Source organism: Sodalis sp. RH19 (genome assembly GCF_047324215.1).
Classification (GTDB): Bacteria; Pseudomonadota; Gammaproteobacteria; order Enterobacterales; family Enterobacteriaceae; genus Acerihabitans.
Window position 1 is genome coordinate 308542 of sequence record NZ_CP178734.1, and the last position, 18668, is coordinate 327209.

Annotated in this window: 15 protein-coding genes and 1 pseudogene; 10 read left to right on the forward strand and 6 right to left on the reverse strand. The window is 59.9% G+C overall.

Features of this window, described 5'->3' with window-relative positions:
• Nucleotides 1–49: 49 nt before the first annotated feature.
• A pseudogene (sseA, locus tag ACL2XF_RS01445) lies at nt 50–893 on the reverse strand (3-mercaptopyruvate sulfurtransferase).
• Between the two features lie 498 nt (nt 894–1391).
• Between sseA and ndk the strand changes: the two are divergent.
• The 10 genes from ndk (at nt 1392) to ACL2XF_RS01495 (ending at nt 11217) form a co-directional block, all read left to right on the forward strand.
• Nucleotides 1392–1823 carry a nucleoside-diphosphate kinase gene (gene ndk / locus ACL2XF_RS01450; protein ID WP_413727855.1) on the forward strand — a complete coding sequence of 144 codons (432 nt, stop codon included), beginning with the start codon at nt 1392–1394 and terminating at the stop codon, nt 1821–1823.
• Nucleotides 1824–2003: 180 nt separating this feature from the next.
• Nucleotides 2004–3200, forward strand: coding sequence for a bifunctional tRNA (adenosine(37)-C2)-methyltransferase TrmG/ribosomal RNA large subunit methyltransferase RlmN (locus ACL2XF_RS01455; protein WP_413727856.1), 1197 nt, complete (start codon nt 2004–2006; stop codon nt 3198–3200).
• A gap of 83 nt (nt 3201–3283) precedes the next feature.
• Nucleotides 3284–4039, forward strand: coding sequence for a type IV pilus biogenesis/stability protein PilW (gene pilW, locus ACL2XF_RS01460; protein WP_410014006.1), 756 nt, complete (start codon nt 3284–3286; stop codon nt 4037–4039).
• The gene (gene rodZ / locus ACL2XF_RS01465) at nt 4029–5015 is read left to right on the forward strand and encodes a cytoskeleton protein RodZ (RefSeq protein WP_413727857.1); all 987 of its coding nucleotides are present in this window, start codon (nt 4029–4031) and stop codon (nt 5013–5015) included. The genes pilW and rodZ overlap by 11 nt, the downstream gene beginning before the upstream one ends.
• 31 nt (nt 5016–5046) lie before the next feature.
• A complete protein-coding gene (ispG, locus tag ACL2XF_RS01470) occupies nt 5047–6168 on the forward strand; it encodes a flavodoxin-dependent (E)-4-hydroxy-3-methylbut-2-enyl-diphosphate synthase (RefSeq protein WP_413727858.1) in 1122 nt (373 codons plus the stop codon).
• A gap of 23 nt (nt 6169–6191) precedes the next feature.
• Nucleotides 6192–7466, forward strand: a complete 1275-nt coding sequence (hisS, locus tag ACL2XF_RS01475) for a histidine--tRNA ligase (protein WP_413727859.1) — start codon at nt 6192–6194, stop codon at nt 7464–7466.
• Between the two features lie 13 nt (nt 7467–7479).
• Entirely contained in the window at nt 7480–8103 is a 624-nt protein-coding gene (locus ACL2XF_RS01480; RefSeq protein WP_413727860.1) for a YfgM family protein, read from the forward strand.
• Nucleotides 8104–8113: 10 nt separating this feature from the next.
• Nucleotides 8114–9295, forward strand: coding sequence for an outer membrane protein assembly factor BamB (gene bamB, locus ACL2XF_RS01485; RefSeq protein ID WP_410014011.1), 1182 nt, complete (start codon nt 8114–8116; stop codon nt 9293–9295).
• A gap of 137 nt (nt 9296–9432) precedes the next feature.
• The gene (der, locus tag ACL2XF_RS01490) at nt 9433–10914 is read left to right on the forward strand and encodes a ribosome biogenesis GTPase Der (protein WP_410014012.1); all 1482 of its coding nucleotides are present in this window, start codon (nt 9433–9435) and stop codon (nt 10912–10914) included.
• An 81-nt stretch (nt 10915–10995) separates the two neighbouring features.
• Nucleotides 10996–11217 carry a zinc ribbon domain-containing protein gene (locus ACL2XF_RS01495; protein WP_410014013.1) on the forward strand — a complete coding sequence of 74 codons (222 nt, stop codon included), beginning with the start codon at nt 10996–10998 and terminating at the stop codon, nt 11215–11217.
• Here ACL2XF_RS01495 and ACL2XF_RS01500 read toward each other — a convergent pair.
• The 5 genes from ACL2XF_RS01500 to mqo form a co-directional block, all read right to left on the reverse strand.
• Complete coding sequence (locus tag ACL2XF_RS01500; protein WP_410014014.1) at nt 11214–11555, reverse strand: protealysin inhibitor emfourin; 342 nt, start codon at nt 11553–11555, stop codon at nt 11214–11216. The two genes, ACL2XF_RS01495 and ACL2XF_RS01500, sit on opposite strands and share 4 nt — an antisense overlap.
• An 80-nt stretch (nt 11556–11635) precedes the next feature.
• On the reverse strand, nt 11636–12670 hold the full coding sequence (locus ACL2XF_RS01505; protein ID WP_413727861.1) for a M4 family metallopeptidase: 1035 nt from the start codon (nt 12668–12670) through the stop codon (nt 11636–11638).
• Between the two features lie 145 nt (nt 12671–12815).
• Nucleotides 12816–13268, reverse strand: coding sequence for a GNAT family N-acetyltransferase (locus ACL2XF_RS01510; RefSeq protein WP_413727862.1), 453 nt, complete (start codon nt 13266–13268; stop codon nt 12816–12818).
• Complete coding sequence (locus ACL2XF_RS01515) at nt 13261–16476, reverse strand: beta-galactosidase (RefSeq protein WP_413727863.1); 3216 nt, start codon at nt 16474–16476, stop codon at nt 13261–13263. The genes ACL2XF_RS01510 and ACL2XF_RS01515 overlap by 8 nt, the downstream gene beginning before the upstream one ends.
• A 273-nt stretch (nt 16477–16749) precedes the next feature.
• Nucleotides 16750–18369, reverse strand: coding sequence for a malate dehydrogenase (quinone) (mqo, locus tag ACL2XF_RS01520; protein WP_413727864.1), 1620 nt, complete (start codon nt 18367–18369; stop codon nt 16750–16752).
• Nucleotides 18370–18668: the final 299 nt, after the last annotated feature.

Here is an 18668-nt window from a genome sequence, read left to right on the forward strand (position 1 = left end):
ACGCGTTATGCTCCCTGCCCGCCATGCCCGTTTCGGACGTCACGCCAACTCAGCCGGCGACGGGGACATCGTCCCGACCGCCCCATTCGCTCCAGGACCCGTCGTACAGCGCCACATCCTCCACCCCCAGGGCCGTCAGCGCCAGCACCACCACCGCGGCGGTAACACCGGACCCGCAAGCTGGCCACCAGCGGCCGGCGCAAATCCACCCCCGCATCGGCGAACAGCGCCCGCAGCGCGTCAGCGGATTTTAACCGCCCGTCCGCCACCAGCGTGTTCCAGGGCACATTGACGCTGCCGGGGATATGGCCCATGCGCAGGCCGGGACGCGGTTCAGGCGCCTGTCCGCTGAAGCGGGCGGCGGGGCGGGCATCGACAATCTGCGCCGACCGTCCGGCGATGAGGCGCCGCATCTGGGCTATATCCCGGACTTTATCCGCGGCAAACCGGCCCGTAAAGACGCCCGGCGCCGCGGGCACCGGACCCTGCGCCAGCGGCAGGCCGGCCTGCCGCCACCCCGCCAGTCCGCCCGCCAGCAACGACACCTGTCCGACGCCGGCAATACGCAGCATCCACCATACCCTGGGCGCGGAAAACAGCGAGCCGTCGTCGTAAATCACCAGGTGCTGGTCATCGCTGATGCCCAACTGCGCCATATCGCGGGCAAAATCCTCCGGGCGCGGCAGCATATGGGGCAGGGGGCTGGCGTTGTCCGAGAGGGCTTCCACATCAAAAAAAACCGCCCCCGGCAAATGTCCGTCGAGATACTCCTGATAAAGGTCGCGCGGCCCCTGGTAGCCTGGCGGCAGCATACGGGCATCGATAACCCTTACCTCGGGATCGTCCAGGCGCTCGGCCAGCCAGTCTGGGGCAACAAACAGGGATGAATTCATGCGGGCTCTCCGGTAACGGCCCGGCGGGCGCAGAGGCGCCCGCCGCGCAGCGGTAAGATAACCGGCATTGTCAGCGATTTTTCCGCGCCGGACAAGAGGAAGACGGCGCTGGCCGCCGCCGTTATCCGCACGCCGGCGCCGAAACCGGCTTTGCACGGCCTAAACGCGGAAAATGACGGATAGGACGCGTTTTCGTCCCGATGATAATGTTAACGTCCTGCGCATAAATTGCGTCGGCCTCAAGCACTTAGCCCACGTCGGCGTCCCGGCGGGACAATCTCGCCGGTTGGATGAAAATTACGCTAGAATTTATTTTTTATTTATGGAAAATAGAATAGCCCCTTGAAAAGTAGGGAATAAGCTGCATTTTTTTTAATGGAATGTTGCATTTCTGGTAGGCAAGCGGCTGTCCGATCCCTATAATCTGCGCCACTTAAACAGGCCGGTATAACAACTGATTAACCCGGTCTTCCATTGCTGTGTAACATAGAGGTCATAATGTCGATAGAACGTACTTTATCCATCTTAAAACCCAATGCGGTGGCAAAGAATGCCATTGGCGCGATTTTTAACCGTTATGAAAGCGCCGGTTTTACTCTGGTTGCAGCAAAAATGTTGCACCTTACCCGCGAACAGGCTGAAGGTTTTTACGCCGAGCACCAGGGCAAACCCTTCTTTGATGGACTGGTGGGTTTTATGATCTCCGGACCGGTTATGGTCCAAATACTGGAAAGTGAAAACGCCGTGCACCGTCACCGCGACATCATGGGCGCCACCAACCCGGCCAACGCCCTGGCCGGCACCCTGCGCGCCGACTACGCAGACAGCTTTACCGAAAACGCGGTGCATGGTTCCGACTCGGCGGAATCCGCCGCGCGGGAAATTGCTTATTTCTTCAGTGATGACGAAATCTGCCCGCGCACACGCTAAGCGTCGCGCATTATCGATAAAAAAGCCGGGCTTATGCTTTTAAGCCGCGCGGCTCTGCGCTAAAATCTATTTCCAATGCGCCCCGGATCAGGAGTTGACGAGGAGTTAGTCCGCACTCTCTCCGGGGCTTTTTTTATCTTTTCCACGCCATAACGTGTAATAACGAGGCATTTCTACATTATGTCAGAACAACTTATCACCGCGGCAGTCTCGGACGCCTTGTCCGACGCGCCCGCATCGGCGCCACCGGCTGGCGCGTCCGCCCATCAAAAACTGAACCTGCTGGACATGAACCGCCAGCAGATGCGGGAATTCTTCGCCGGCCTGGGTGAAAAACCCTTTCGCGCCGATCAGGTGATGAAGTGGATGTATCACTATTGCTGCGATGATTTCGACCAGATGACCGACATCAACAAACATTTGCGCGCCAGGTTAAAAGAGCTGACCGAAATCCGCGCGCCCGAAGTGGCGACCGAGCAGCGCTCCACCGACGGCACCATCAAATGGGCCATCAAGGTCGGCGACCAGCAGGTGGAAACGGTCTATATCCCGGAAGACGATCGCGCCACCCTGTGCGTGTCGTCGCAGGTGGGCTGCGCGCTGCAATGCACTTTCTGCTCCACGGGCCAGCAGGGGTTCAACCGCAACCTGCGCGTATCGGAAATTATCGGCCAGGTATGGCGCGCCGCCAGGATTATCGGCGCCGTCGGCGTCACCGGCCAGCGTCCGATCACCAACGTGGTGATGATGGGCATGGGCGAACCGCTGCTGAACCTCAACAATGTGGTGCCGGCGATGGAAATCATGATGGACGATTTTGGCTTCGGCCTGTCCAAGCGCCGGGTGACGCTGTCGACCTCGGGCGTGGTGCTGGCGTTGGATAAGCTCGGTGAAATGATTGACGTGGCGCTGGCTATTTCCCTGCACGCGCCCACCGATGCCATCCGTGATGAAATCGTGCCGATTAATAAAAAGTACAATATCGAAACGTTCCTCGGCTCGGTGCGGCGTTACCTGGATAAATCCAATGCCAACCAGGGACGGGTCACGGTGGAATACGTCATGCTGGATCATATCAACGACGGCACTGAACATGCCCACCAGCTGGCGGAATGCCTGAAAGACACGCCGTGCAAGATCAACCTGATCCCCTGGAATCCCTTCCCCGGGGCGCCCTACGGCCGTAGTTCCAACAGCCGCATCGATCGGTTTTCAAAAGTATTAATGGAATATGGTTTTACCACGATCGTGCGTAAGACCCGGGGCGACGATATCGACGCCGCCTGCGGCCAGCTGGCCGGCGACGTCATCGATCGCACCAAAAGAACGCTGCGCAAGCGTATGGCGGGCCAGCCGATTGACGTCAAGGCGGTTTGACGCCGGGAAACGGCATCGGGATTGAGTCCGCGCGCCTTGATTAACGGCATGGACGCTCACAGAACAGGATAAAGGGAACAAGCATGACGCTGACGCGGTTAAGTGGGATAGCAGCAGTAGTGGTTATTGCCTTATTGAATGGATGCGCCGGCGAAAAACCGCCGACCGATGTTTCCGCCCAGTCCGCGCAAACGCGTTTGCAGCTGGGCATGGAGTACCTGGCCGCCAATAACCTTGACGCGGCGCGGCAAAATCTCGCCAAGGCGGTCAAAGCGGCGCCGGACGATTACCGTACGCAGCTGGGCATGGCGCTTTATGAGCAGCGGGTCGGTGAAAACGACGCCGCTGACAGCCGTTACCGGCTGGCGCTGAAACTGGCGCCGCAAAACGCCACTGTTCTGAATAATTACGGTGCGTTTTTATGTAGTTTAGGGCAGTATGTACCGGCGCAACAACAGTTTGCCGCCGCGGCGCAAGCGGCGGATTATGGTCTGGTTGCCGACAGCCTGGAAAACGCCGGTTATTGCTTTTATAAGGCCGGCCAAAAAGAAGAGGCGCGGACGTTGCTCAGCCGCGCGCTAAAATACGATCCGGAGAAAGGCGTGCCTTTGCTGGCGGAAGCAGACCGGCAATTCAGTGAAGGGAAAGGCGACAAAGCACAACTATTATTGGATGTTTATCAGCATATTCTTCCGGCAAGCGCTGAAAGTTTATGGTTACAGATTCGTTTCGCTGCGTTAGCGGGACGCCAGAATGACGTACAACGTTATGGCGCACGGCTTGCGCGAAGTTTTCCACAATCTAAACAGTACCAGCAGTTCCTAGCTAATGAATACTGAAGCCCTCCAAGATCAAGCAGTACCGACGACGACAGGCGGACGCCTGCGTCAGGCCCGTGAACAAATGGGTTTGAGCCAGCAGGCCGTGGCGGAACGCCTGTGCCTGAAGGTCACTACCGTCAGGGAAATAGAAGAGGATAAAGCCAACCCCAACCTGGCCTCGACCTTTTTACGCGGCTACATCCGCTCCTATGCCCGATTGGTCCATGTCTCTGAGGAAGAACTCCTGCCGATGATGGCGAAACAGGCGCCGATCCGGGCCTCGAAGGTTGCTCCGATGCAGAGTTTTTCCCTCGGGAAAACCCGCAAAAAGCGGGACGGCTGGCTGATGGGGTTCACCTGGCTGATTTTATTCGTGGTCATCGGCCTGACCGGTGCGTGGTGGTGGCAAAATCACCAGGCGCAGCAGCAGGATATTACCGATATGGCCGATCAGTCCTCCAACCGGCTTGCGACGGGGGCGGATAGCGATAATACCGCCGCCACCCAGAACGGCGGCGATAATACGTCCACCGACGAGGTGGGGCAACCCCCCGCCGACCAGCCTGCGGAGAGCGAAGCACATTCGGTGCCGCTAGCCCAGTCGCCCGCCGCGGCGCAGCCCGCCACGCCCCAGCCCGCCACGCCCCAGGGCGCGGCCGTGCCGGCCCCCAACAGCACGGCAAGCTCCGCCCCCACGCCCGCCCCGGCTGAATCACAGCCCGCGCCGGCGCCGTCCGACACCACCGCCGGCGGCGGACTGGTGATGAATTTTACCGCGGATTGCTGGCTCGAAGTCTCGGATGCCAGCGGCAAGAAGCTGTTCAGCGGCACCCAGCGCAGCGGCGGCAAGCTTAACCTGGCGGGTCAGGCCCCCTATAAATTGAAAATCGGCGCGCCGGCCGCGGTACAGATTGAGTTCCAGGGCAAGCCGGTTGATCTTAGCCGTTATGTCAGGTCAAACCAGGTTGCCCGATTTACAATAGCGGCTAACTAAGCTTCTGTTCGGCAATTATGGAGAGAACATAATGCATAATAAAGCACCCATTAACCGCCGCAAATCGACCCGGATTAACGTAGGCAACGTGCCCATCGGCGACGGCGCGCCTATTGCCGTGCAGTCGATGACCAATACCCGCACCACCGACGTGGCGGCGACGGTGAAACAAATCCAGGCGCTTGAGCGCGTGGGCGTCGATATCGTGCGCGTTTCCGTGCCCACCATGGATGCGGCGGAGGCTTTCCGGCTTATCAAGCAGCAGGTCAATGTTCCCCTGGTGGCCGATATCCATTTTGATTACCGCATCGCGCTGAAAGTGGCGGAGTACGGCGTCGATTGCCTGCGCATCAACCCCGGCAATATCGGCAGCGAGGCGCGCATCCGCGCAGTGGTGGACTGCGCCCGCGATAAAAACATCCCGATCCGCATCGGCGTCAACGCCGGCTCGCTGGAACGGGATATCCAGGAAAAGTATGGCGAACCCACGCCCGAGGCCCTGCTGGAATCGGCCATGCGCCATGTGGATATCCTGGAAAAACTGAATTTCGACCAGTTTAAGGTCAGCGTCAAGGCGTCCGACGTTTTCCTGGCGGTGCAGTCCTACCGCCTGCTGGCCGCGCGCATCGAGCAGCCCCTGCATCTGGGCATTACCGAAGCGGGCGGCATGCGCAGCGGCTCGGTGAAATCCGCCATCGGCCTGGGGATGCTGCTGAGCGAGGGCATCGGCGACACCCTGCGTATCTCGCTGGCGGCCGACCCGGTTGAGGAAGTGAAGGTGGGATTCGATATCCTCAAGTCCCTGCGCATCCGCGCGCGCGGCATCAATTTTATCGCCTGCCCGACCTGCTCGCGGCAGGAGTTTGATGTCATCGGCACCGTCAACGCCCTCGAACAGCGCCTGGAGGACATTGTCACGCCGATGGACATCTCGATTATCGGCTGCGTGGTCAACGGTCCGGGCGAAGCCCTGGTCTCGACCATCGGCGTTACCGGCGGCCATAATAAAAGCGGTTTCTATGAAGACGGCGTGCGCCAGCGGGATCGTTTTGATAACGAGCAGATGATAGATCAGCTCGAGGCTAAAATTCGCGCTAAGGCGGCAATGCTTGATGAAAGCAATCGCATTACCGTTAATTTGATTGATAAGTAACTCAAAACCCGAAGAGAATCGACATGGCAAAGAACATCCAGGCCATTCGCGGCATGAACGACTATTTGCCGGAAGATACGGCTGTCTGGCAGCGCATTGAAGGCACGCTTAAGAACGTCCTGGCCGGTTACGGTTATAGCGAAATCCGCCTGCCCATCGTTGAGCAGACGCCCTTGTTCAAGCGCGCCATCGGCGAGGTAACCGATGTCGTGGAAAAAGAGATGTACACCTTCGAGGATCGCAACGGCGAAAGCCTGACGCTGCGCCCGGAAGGCACGGCGGGCTGCGTGCGCGCGGGGATTGAACACGGCTTGCTGTACAACCAGGAACAGCGGTTGTGGTATATTGGCCCGATGTTCCGCTATGAGCGCCCGCAAAAAGGCCGCTATCGCCAGTTCCATCAGCTGGGCGTCGAGGTGTTCGGCCTGGCGGGGCCGGATGTCGATGCGGAGCTGATTTTGCTGACCGCGCGCTGGTGGCGGGCGCTGGGCATCGACGGACATGTGGCGCTGGAACTGAATTCCATCGGCTCGCTGGACGCGCGCGCGCGGTATCGCGAGGCGCTGGTGGCTTTCCTCGAGCAGCATGAGGAGGCGCTGGACGATGATTGCCGCCGGCGCATGCATACCAATCCGCTGCGCGTACTTGACTCCAAAAATGCCGACATCCAGGCCTTGCTGAACGATGCGCCGGTCTTGACCGACTACCTTGACGACGAGTCGCGCGAACACTTTGACGGCCTGTGTGAACTTTTAGCGCGGGCCGGTATCCCATATACGGTTAATCCGCGTTTAGTGCGCGGCCTGGATTATTATAACCGTACCGTTTTTGAATGGGTCACCACCAGCCTTGGCGCGCAGGGCACCGTCTGCGCCGGCGGCCGTTACGACGGGCTGGTCGAGCAACTGGGCGGGCGCGCCACGCCGGCGGTAGGGTTTGCCATGGGGCTGGAGCGCCTGGTGCTGCTGGTGCGGGAAGCGAACCCGCAGTTCAAGCCCAGGGCGGTGGTGGATGTCTACCTCATTTCCTCCGGCAATGAGACCCAGGGCGCGGCAATGGCGCTGGCGGAGCAAATCCGCGACGCCTTGCCCGACCTGCGGTTAATGACCAATTACGGCGGCGGTAATTTTAAGAAGCAGTTCGGCCGGGCCGACAAATGGGGCGCGCGCCTGGCCCTGGTGCTCGGTGAGGACGAAGTCGCCGCCCAACAGGTGGTGATGAAGAATTTGGCCACGGGCGACCAGGAAACGCTGGCGCAAAGCGATGTCGCGGCGCGCCTGGCATCGATATTAGGTTAAGGAGAAGGACCACGTGGAAGTCTACAGCTCGGAAAACGAACAGCGCGAAGCGCTCAGTCGGTTCTTTGCGGATAACGGTAAAGCGCTGGTTATCGGCGTGGTCATCGGTATCGCCGCGTTGGTGGGCTGGCGTTATTGGCATAACCATCAAAATGACGCCATGATGGCGTCGTCTGCGTCATGGCAGCAGGTGAACACGGCGCTGACCCACGACGCCGCCCCGCCCGCCGTCGACGCCGCGCAGAAATTCGCCGACGCCAACAACAATAATTATGGCGCCCTGACCTCCATGGATCTGGCGCGTTTTTATGTGGATAACGGTAATTTCGCCGCCGCCGAAAAGCAGCTGCGAAAAGCGCTGACCCAGACCAATGAAGAAAACCTGCAGGCGCTGATAAACATTCGTCTGGCGCGTGTCCAGATCGAGGCGAAAAACGTCGACGGCGCGCTGAAGACCCTGGAAAAAGAAACGCATGCCGGCTGGTCGGCATTAGTGGAAGATGCCCGTGGCGACGCGCAGGTCATCAAAGGCAATAATCAAGCGGCGCGTGAAGCGTACGATAAAGCGCTTAAAGCGAACCCGCCTCAGGCATTACAAGCCTTGTTGCGCATGAAACTGAATAACCTGTCCAGCTAAGAGGGACCCCATGCAATTGCGTAAAACATTTTTCGTAGGTCTGATTTCCGTTGCCTTGCTCAGCGGCTGTTCCTGGTTTAGCGGTGAAGAAGATGTGGTGACCATGTCCCCGCTGCCGAAAGTGGACAATCAGTTTCAGCCTACCCAGGTATGGAGCCGCTCGGTCGGTAATGGTACCGGCGAGTTTTACTCCAACCTGCGTCCCGCCTGGCAGGATAACCGCGTGTTCGCCGCGGACCGCCGCGGTACCGTAACCGCGATGGATATTGATACCGGCAAGGAAATCTGGTCGGTGGACCTGTCGGAAAAGACCGGCTTCCTGTCGCGTAATCTTCCCGCGCTGTTATCCGGCGGCCTGGCCGTGGCCAACGGGCATGTTTTCGTCGGCAGCGAAAAGGCCCAGGTCTATGCGCTGAACGCCGAGGACGGCACCATCGCCTGGCAGGCCAAGGTGGCGGGCGAAGCCTTGTCGACGCCGGTGGTCAGCGACGGCCTGGTGCTGGTCCATACCAGCAACGGCATGCTGCAGGGTCTTAACGAAACCGACGGCGCCGTGAAGTGGACGGTTAACCTCGATATGCCGCCGCTGACCCTGCGCGGCGAATCGGCGCCGACGCCGGCGTTTGGCGCGGCCATCGTCGGCGGCGATAACGGCCGGGTCAGCGCGGTGATGATGACCCAGGGCCAGCTGATCTGGCAGCAGCGTATTTCCCAGCCGAGCGGCGCGACGGAAATCGCGCGTCTCGGTGATGTCAACATGACGCCGGTGGTGGTCAATAACGTGGTCTACGCGTTGGCCTATAACGGCAACCTGGCGGCGCTGGATCTGCGTTCCGGGCAAATTATCTGGCGCCGTGAAATCGGTTCGGTCAACGATCTTATCGTCGAAGGCGGCCGCATTTACCTGGTCGATCAGGACGATCGCCTGATTGCGCTGGATACCCAGGGCGGCGTTACCCTGTGGCGCCAAAGCGAGCTGCTGCACCGCAACCTGACGTCGCCGGTGCTGTTCGACGGGTATATCGTCGTTGGCGACTCGGAGGGCTATATGCACTGGATCAATACCGACGACGGACGTTTTGTCGCGCAGGTTAAGGTGGACAGCTCCGGCTTGCAAAGCAATCCGGTGGTTGCCGGCGGCAAGCTGCTGTTGCAGGCCAACGGCGGCGAGGTGTACGCCTTTACCCGCTAATGCCTGTGCTTATCCGCCGCTGACGTCTGGGCGCGCGGGTCATTAACGGCTCCTGACATGTTCAGGAGCCGTTTTGTCTTATATAATCAGCCTGATTAAGTGCTGAAACAGAAAAATTACCTGATGAGGTTGTAACAATGATACCTGTCGTCGCGCTGGTCGGGCGCCCGAATGTAGGAAAATCCACCCTGTTTAATCGGTTAACGCATACCCGCGATGCGTTGGTGGCGGATTTTCCGGGGCTGACGCGTGACCGCAAGTATGGTCGTGCAGAATGGGAAGGCCATGAGTATATCGTCGTTGACACCGGCGGTATCGACGGCACCGAGGATGGCGTCGAAACCCGCATGGCCGGGCAGTCGCTGGTGGCGATCGAGGAAGCGGATATCGTGCTGTTCCTGGTCGACGGCCGCGCCGGACTGATGGCGGCGGATCAGGGCATTGCCAAACACCTGCGCAGCAGGCAGAAAACCACGGTGGTGGTAGCCAACAAAACCGACGGCATTGATGCCGAGAGCGCGGTGGGCGATTTTTATTCCCTCGGGCTGGGTGAAGTCTTCGCCATTGCCGCCTCCCATGGCCGCGGCGTTAATGCCCTGATGGAAGAAGTCTTGCTGCCGCTGGTAGGCGATGGCGGCGCGGTCGAGGAGCCTATCGAGTATCCCGGCATGGAACCCTGGACCGAAGAAGACGAGGACGATTACGAAATCCCGCAGGACGAGGAAGAAGCGTTCGATCCGCAGTCCCTGCCGATCAAGCTGGCCATCGTCGGGCGTCCCAATGTCGGCAAATCCACCCTGACCAACCGTATCCTGGGCGAGGATCGCGTGGTGGTCTACGATATGCCGGGCACAACCCGCGACAGTATCTATATCCCCATGGTGCGCGACGAGCGGGAATATATCCTTATCGATACCGCCGGGGTGCGCAAGCGCGGCAAGATTACCGAGACGGTGGAGAAATTCTCGGTGATCAAGACCCTGCAGGCCATCGAAGACGCCAACGTGGTGCTGCTGATTATTGATGCCCGCGAGGGGATTTCGGATCAGGACCTGTCGCTGCTGGGCTTTATCCTTAACAGCGGGCGATCGCTGGTGATCGCGGTGAACAAATGGGACGGCCTGACGCAGGAGATCAAGGACGAGGTCAAGGAAACCCTGGATATGCGTCTGGGCTTTATCGACTTTGCCCGGGTGCACTTTATTTCCGCCCTGCACGGCAGCGGCGTGGGCAACCTGTTCGAATCGGTGAATGAAGCCTATCGTTGCTCCACCAAGCGCATCAGCACCGCGATGCTGACCAAAATCATGCAAATGGCGGTGGAAGAGCATCAGCCGCCGTTGGTGCGCGGGCGCCGGGTAAAACCGAAATATGCCCATGCCGGCGGTTATAATCCGCCGATTGTGGTGATCCACGGCACCCAGGTCAAAAACCTGCCGGACTCCTATAAACGCTACCTGATGAATTATTTCCGCCGCTCGCTGGAAATCATGGGCACGCCGATCCGTATCCAGTTCAATGAAGGGGAAAACCCGTTCGCCGGCAAGCATAACAAGCTGACGCCGAACCAGATGCGTAAACGCAAGCGTTTGATTAGTCACATTAAAAAAAGTAAATAAGCACGCGATGCCCACCGGGTCCGCGCTAAGCGGGTGAATTGCGGCCGGGTGCGGCTACACGTGGAAAAGGGGGAGGCGATCATGACGCCACGGTGTCCGGTATGCGCCGGTCCGATGCAGGCCGACGGCGAAGACCAGGTTTGCGAGCATTGCCGTCGCCGCTTTCAGGCGCAGGCTATCTGTCCCGACTGCGGGCAGCCCTTGGACGTGCTTAAGGCCTGCGGCGCGGTGGATTATTTCTGTCCGCGCGGCGACGGCCTGATTTCCAGGAAAAGGGTGGACTGGCATTACGCCGCGCTTTAAAACGTCCCCTTTTGCCATAAAATTTCCAATTCCGGCGGCGCGCTGCTCTCCGGCACCACGATTTCGGCCTGTGCCGGCTGCGCCTCTCCCGGCGGTTGGCCGACGATCAGGATGCGGTAAAACCGCTGATCGCCGCTGCCGGGCGCGCGGTTCTGCCCGCTGTGCTGGGCCAGCAGCGCCACGCGGCTGACCAGATGGCACAACTGCTCCCGCTGCGCCGACGACAGGTCGCACAGGGCAAAACGCTGTTGGGCGGCAAGCTTGGGAATATAGGCAAAGCCCCCCTCGCGCGACAGTTCAATCACCGCATGCTCGTTTAATAAAGATAACAGGTCCATCAGGCTCTCCCGGCATTATGTCAACGCAACACCCACTCCGGGCCGCATGCCGGCCCTTGCCGAGGCGAACGGCACGGGCCTTAAGACAATACGCCCACCTCGCGCCAGGCCTGCTCCACCGCCTTGGCCTCTTTAGCGGCAAAACGCTCGCCGGCGTGTTTCACGGTCAGTCTGGCGAAAGCGGCGAAGTCGGCGTTTTGTTTTAACTGGCTATCGCACAGCGTGGCGTACCAGATAGCACCCGCTTTTTCCCAGGCATGGCCGCCCAGGGCTATGGCCGCCAGGTAAAACGCCCGGTTGGGAATGCCGGAGTTGAGATGCACGCCGCCATTGTCCTCGCGGGTGTGCACAAAACCGGCCATGTCGGCGGGCTGGGGATCCTTGCCGAGCACCGGGTCGTCGTAGGCGCTGCCGGGCTTGGCCATCGAGCGCAGCCCTTTGCCCTTGATGGTGGCGGCCAGCAAACCGGCGCCAATGATCCAGTCGGCCTGTTTGGCGGTTTGTCCCAGGTGATATTGTTTCACCAGCGAACCGAAGACGTCCGACAGCGACTCGTTAAGCGCGCCCGCCTGTTCAAAGTAGATTAAATTCGCCTCGGATTCCGTGACGCCGTGGGTTAATTCATGGGCCACCACGTCGATAGCGATGGTAAATCGGTTAAATATTTCACCGTCGCCATCGCCAAATATCATTTGTTCACCGTTCCAGAAGGCATTTTGGTAATCGGTACCGTAATGCACGGTGCCGGTCAGCGGCAACCCTTTGGCGTCCAGCGAGTTGCGCTGGAACACCTGCCAATAAAAATCGTAGGTGACGCCCAGGTAATCGTAGGCTTCATTGACCGCAACGTCGTTCCCCGCCGCCTGGCCTTCCCGCCGCACCGCCTTGCCGGGCAGGTTAGTGGTGTTATGCGCGTCATAAATGGCGCGTTCCACCGTGCCGGCTTGCGCCGTCGGCTGGTAACGGGCCGCCACCGGGTTCTGTCCCATCAGGCTATAGACATGGTTCAGGGTATGCCGGGCATACTGGCGCTGGTGTTCGCTGCCTTTTTCGATAATGCGCCGCAGTATATAGGGTGGAATAACGCTCAGGTGCCGCCGGTATAGGTTTTCCATTTTACCCCCTATCAATAATTAGCATTTTATTAAAGTATAGGGGTTTTTATCATCGCGACCAAAGCGGATCGCTAAGCCTTGGCTGCCGGCAGGTCGTTGCCGGTGGCGGGCGGCGCGCCAGAAACCGGGCTCACCCGCCGCGGGGCTAGCGTTGGTATTTGATAAAATCGGTCTTATGGGCCACCTTGTCATACAGTTTCATGGCGGAATGGTTCGTGGTGCGCGTCGTCCAGTACACATTGGCCATGCCGTGGCTGTCCGCATGGGCGTAAACCCGTTCGATCAGCTGCCGGCCCGCGCCTTTGCCGCGCGCCGATTCCTCCACATACAGGTCCTGCAGGTACACGACTTTTTCATGATACCAGCCGTGATCGTGCACGATACAATTGACCAGGCCGATAAGATGCCCCTGCAACAGCGCCACATAGGCAAACATGCCGGGGCAGGCCGGGTCGAGCAGGCGCGCGAAGGTATGCTCATATAGCGCATCGTCGCGGATGGTGGAGTAAAAACTTAAATAACGGCGCCAGAGGAATTTCCATTCCTCTTTATTTGCAAGCGTCATGGCACGGATAACTATCCTGGTATCATCAGTCATGGGCGCCTCCCCGGTCCGGTATGGTCGAGGTTGATACCGGTGTTGGCGATAAAATGGCCGCGCTGTCAAGGGATACCCGGCGCCAACGCAACCTGTAATCATATTCCCGCTCACAGAGCAGATAATCCTGATGCACGCTCGGGCTCCAGGAGTCATCGCCGCCCACGCCCATATGGCGGGCGTCCAGATGCAGCCACAGGCCCGGTTCCGGTCGCAGCAAATGCCAGTGGGTGGCGCGGGTGAGCTGCCCGGTGCCGTAGGGGCTAAGGGAAAAATGGAAATTGCCGTCGATCCGCCAGTCGCCGAAGGCCACTTCACGGGTAAAACAGCGCAGGCCGTTTTCCACCGGGAAAATATAAGGCGTATACATCTTATCCAGCGGCAGGCGCCAGCGGGAGAATTGCGCCGAGGCGAGGCGATCGGGATAGTTTTCGTGCGGCCCCAGCCCCAGCCAGGACACCTCCTGCGCGCCGGGGGCGAGCTGGCATGCCGCGCCGACGCGCGCCAGGGGCGGCAGGGACGGCGACACCACCACCCGGACCCGGTTTTCCATCTGGCCGGCATGGTCGATGGTCGTGTGCCAGTGGCTTTGCAGCAGCAGGCGATCCTGGTGGAAATAGCCGTGTACCGCCTCGAACACAACCCGATCCGCCAATTGATCGGCGCGAAGCCGCAGGCAGCGGTGCTCAAGGTCATACAGGCCGGCGGCGCGCCAGCGCTCCACCCAGGCGTTGGGGTCGACGCAGTCCGCTTCGCTGATGCCGATATCGTTATCCAGCGGCGCGCGGATAAACTGATCGGTCAAGGGGCTGAGCAGACCCGGCGCGTCGCCGCGATACCACTGGGTTAACTGGCCGCGCTGTTTATCCACCACCCAGCGCTGATCGTGATGGCGGACGATAAACTCGCCGGCATTCTCAGACAGACTGGGCGTTGCGTCCGTCGGGCGGGGGGGGCCGGAGACGATGGGCGCCATAAACCCGCGGGCCAGTTTCCAGTGCGCCCAGGCCGTCTGATGTCCGGCGGGGGACCAGGGGGTGGCGGCAGGCTGCTCGACGCTGACGCGCAGATACCATTCGCCCGCCTTTTCCGCCTGCGGCGGAAGGTCGCCTAACGTCAGCGCGGCGTGTTGCCCCGGCGCCAGCCGCAGCGGCGTCGCGCCGCTTAACAGCGGATCGCCGTCGCATTCAAGGGTCCAGCGCAGCAGCTCGTTATCGCTGGCGCGAAACAGATATTCGCTGGCGACGTCTATTTTCAGCGGCCGGGTGTCCAGCAGGCGGAACTGGAAAAACTGCTGCTGGTGCTTTGCCTCCACCAGGGCCGGATGAGGGGTGCGGTCGGGAAACACCAGGCCGTTAAGGCAGAACTGGCGATCGTTTGGGGTATCGCCGAAATCGCCGCCGTAGGCCCAGAACATCCGGCCTTCGCCGTCCTGGCGCTCGAGCGCCTGATCCGCCCAGTCCCAGATAAAGCCGCCCTGCAGGCGCGGATGCTGGCGGAAGGCGCGCCAATACGCGGCAAAACCGCCCAGGCTGTTGCCCATGGCGTGGGCATACTCGCATAAAATCAGCGGACGCTGCTCATCGGGCAGGCCGATCCATTTTTTTATCGACCATTTCGGCACCGCCGGGAACGGCTGATCTTCATCGACGCGCGCATACATCGGGCAGAGGATATCGGTGGCGCGGGTATTGGCCCCGCCCCCTTCATACTGCACCGGCCGGCTGGGATCATGGGCTTTCACCCATTGATACAAGGCGTCATGGGTGGCGCCGTGGCCGGACTCGTTACCCAGCGACCAGATGATGATGCTGGCATGATTGCCGTTGCATTGCACCATGCGCGTAACCCGTTCGCTGAATGCCGCAAACCAGGCCGGGTCGTCGGCCAGCCGGCTCATGGGTTCCATGCCGTGCGTTTCGATATTGGCTTCATCCACCACATACAGGCCATACCGATCGCATAACCGATACCACAGCGGATGGTTGGGGTAATGCGAACAGCGCACCGCGTTGAAATTATTCTGTTTCAGCAACAGGATATCCCGGCGCATCGTTTCTTCGTCCATGACCTGACCATGGGCCGGATGATGCTCGTGACGGTTAACGCCGCGGATCAGCAGCGGCTGGCCGTTAAGGCGCAACAGGCCGTCGCGTATCTCCACCCGGCGAAAGCCTACGTCATATGCCTCGGCTTCCACCAGCGCGCCCCGGCCGTCGCGCAGCGCCACCACCGCCCGGTATAAATCCGGCGTTTCGGCGCTCCACAGGCGCGGCGCGGCCACCGGCAGCGCCAGGGTAACCCGCTCCGGATAGCGGCCGCGCTCGTCGATTATCGCGCTGCCGAGCGCAGAACATTGAGCGGCCACGCGCAGGTCACCCCGCCAGAGGGCGACCTCGACGCTATAGTCCGCGGCGGCGCCGGCGGCCTGAGGGGTAATCGCGATGTCCACGTCCAGCACGGCGTCATGCAACAGCGCATCCAGCCGGGTGCGGATACGGATATCCGTAAAACCGACCGGCGGTTTATGCAGCAGGGACACCGGGCGGAAAATGCCGCTCATGCGCCACATATCCTGATCTTCCAGATAGCTGCCGTCGCTCCAGCGCAACACTAAAACACAAAGCCGGTTGCGGCCCTGATGCACATAATCGCTCAGGTCAAATTCCGCCGGCAGGCGGCTATCCTGCGAATACCCCACCCAGTGTCCGTTGCACCACAAATAAAACGCCGAATTAACGCCGTTGAAAATAATCCGCGTCCGCCCCTGGCCGGCCCAGCCGTCGGGCAGCAGAATATCCCGCGAATAGCAGCCGGTGGGATTATCCTGCGGCACATAGGGCGGATTGACCGGGATAGGGTATTTGACATTGGTATAAATGGGCCGGTCATAACCGGCGGTTTGCCAGTTTGACGGCACGGCCATGGCCTGCGCGCCGGGCAGATCGTCCTCCAGCCAGCTTTCCGGTACCGCCTGGGGGCGTGGGAAATAGCTGAAACGCCATTCGCCGTCCAGGGAACGGCGTTGTTCGCTTTCGGTGTCCCGACGCGCCAGCTCCTCGTCGCGCCAGCTATGGAAGGGCGGATGGGCGGGCAGCCTGCGGTAATGGGTCGCGCCGGGATTTTGCCAATCCCCGCGCGCCAGCACCGCCGCCAGCGAGGATAACGACGATGCCGGGCTGTTTTCTTGTGTCGGGGATAGCGGCATGGCATACCTTCTTTAGGGTGATGATTGCCCGGGCGTCTTTGGCGGTGATGCCATGGCCGGCAGGGAAAGCATGTACTTTGTTCACATAGTATTTCAGTTAAATGCCAATGTATACGCCATCGCCAAACGGCGGACAGGGGCGTTCAGGGTCCGTGCACCCGGCCGCCGGGGCAAGGCGGCTTGGCGGGGGAAAAAAACGCGATGACCGCTGTGCGCCTGCTTGCCGCGGCGGGCGGAGGCGGGCGGCCGGCGCATAGCCGGCCGCTGTGTGGGTTAGATAGCTTTGGGCAAGGTATCCCACAGGCCGGCGGACCCGGCGGCGCTGCCCTGGGTAGCCTCGACGCAGGCCAGCTGCAGGATCCCGCTGGTATAGGCGCGTATTTTATTGGTCATTTCAACGCTGCCGTCGAGCGGGCGGCCGTAGGAGGGGATGATTTCCTGGAGCTTGGCGCGCCAGGCGGGGGAGGCCGCCTGCTCCCTGAACATGCTCTCAAGCAGTTGCAGCATAATCGGCGCGGCGGTCGAGGCGCCGGGCGATGCGCCAAGCAGCGCCGACAGACTGCCGTCCGCCGAGCTGACCACCTCGGTGCCGAACTGCAGGATGCCGCCTTTCCTGGCGTCTTTTTTAATGATTTGCACCCGCTGGCCCGCGTCGGTCAGTTCCCAATCCTCCAGCCTGGCCTCGGGATAATATTCCTTCAGCGCCGCCAGCCGTTTTTTATCCGACATAAACGATTGACTCACCAGGTACCCCAGCAGGCCGAAATTATCCAGGCCGACACGGATCATCGGCATCAGGTTCTGCCACGTCAGCGAACCGAACAAATCAAACCAGGAGCCGCGTTTAAGGAATTTACTGCTGAACGTGGCGTAGGGGCCGAACAGCAGGGTGCGCTCGCCGTCCAGCATGCGGGTATCGATATGCGGCACCGACATCGGCGGCGCGCCGACCGACGCCTTGCCGTAGACTTTCGCCAGATGGCCGTTGACCACCTCGGGCCGGGTCGTCACCAGGAACTTGCCGCCCACCGGAAAGCCGGCATAACCCCGGGCTTCGGGAATGCCGGATTTCTGCAGCAGCGTCAGCGACGCGCCGCCGGCGCCGATAAAAATATGGCGTGCGCGCACCGAGCTTTGCCGGCCGTTGTTGTTCAGGTCGGCGACTTTTACCGTCCAGGTACTGTCGTCGTTGCGGCTGATATCCAGCACGTCGTGGCGCAGGTGCAGGTTAACGTTCGGCCGCCGTTCCAGCGCGGCGAGCATCTGCCGCGTCAGTTCGCCGAAGTTGACGTCGGTGCCCATGGCCATGCGCGTGGCCGCCACCTTTTGGAACGTGTCGCGGCCCGCCATGATCATCGGCGCCCACTGCCTGATGACGTGGCTGTCCTCGGTATATTCCATGCCCTGGAATAACGTGCTGCCCTGCAACGCGGCATAACGCTTGCGCAGGAAATTAACGTTTTCCTCCCCCCAGACAAAACTCATATGGGGAACGTTATTAATAAAGGATTTGGGGGCGCCGAGAATATTATTTTTTACCAGATAGGCCCAGAATTGGCGGGAAATTTCATACGCCTCGTTGACCGCCACCGCTTTGGTGATATCAATCGAGCCGTCGGCCATTTCCGGGGTGTAATTTAACTCGCAGTACGCCGCATGGCCGGTGCCGGCGTTATTCCAGCCATTGGAGCTCTCTTCCGCGGTCTTATCCAGACGCTCATACATATTGATGGTCCAGTCTGGCTCAAGTTCCTTAAGGTAGGTTCCAAGCGTAGCGCTCATGACTCCACCGCCGATCAGGACAACATCCACCGGGGCGTTATTCGCAGCCGTTTGCCGTTGGGACGATGCCAACAAATTCATGCAAAGGGGTGCGATGAAATGCTCTTTCATGCGCAGTGTCTCTATTTAAGAAAATTAAGTATACCGCAGGGCAATATTATTGAGGTTGCTTTGAGCCCAATACTGTCTGCTTAGCGTTTTTGATTCTATTAGCCGTCAACGGCTAAGTAAACTAAAAAGTGATGTTATCACCTGGTTAAGATACATAAAGCTTATAGGTTGTAAATGGTTGATAAACAGCTGTTTGTCCAAAGGTGCTGATTAATTTTTACCATTCATTAACAAATGCTTACTCTCTTTTTATCAGGACAAAAAAGGCATTTTAAGTGTAATCTGCGATGGTTGACCCA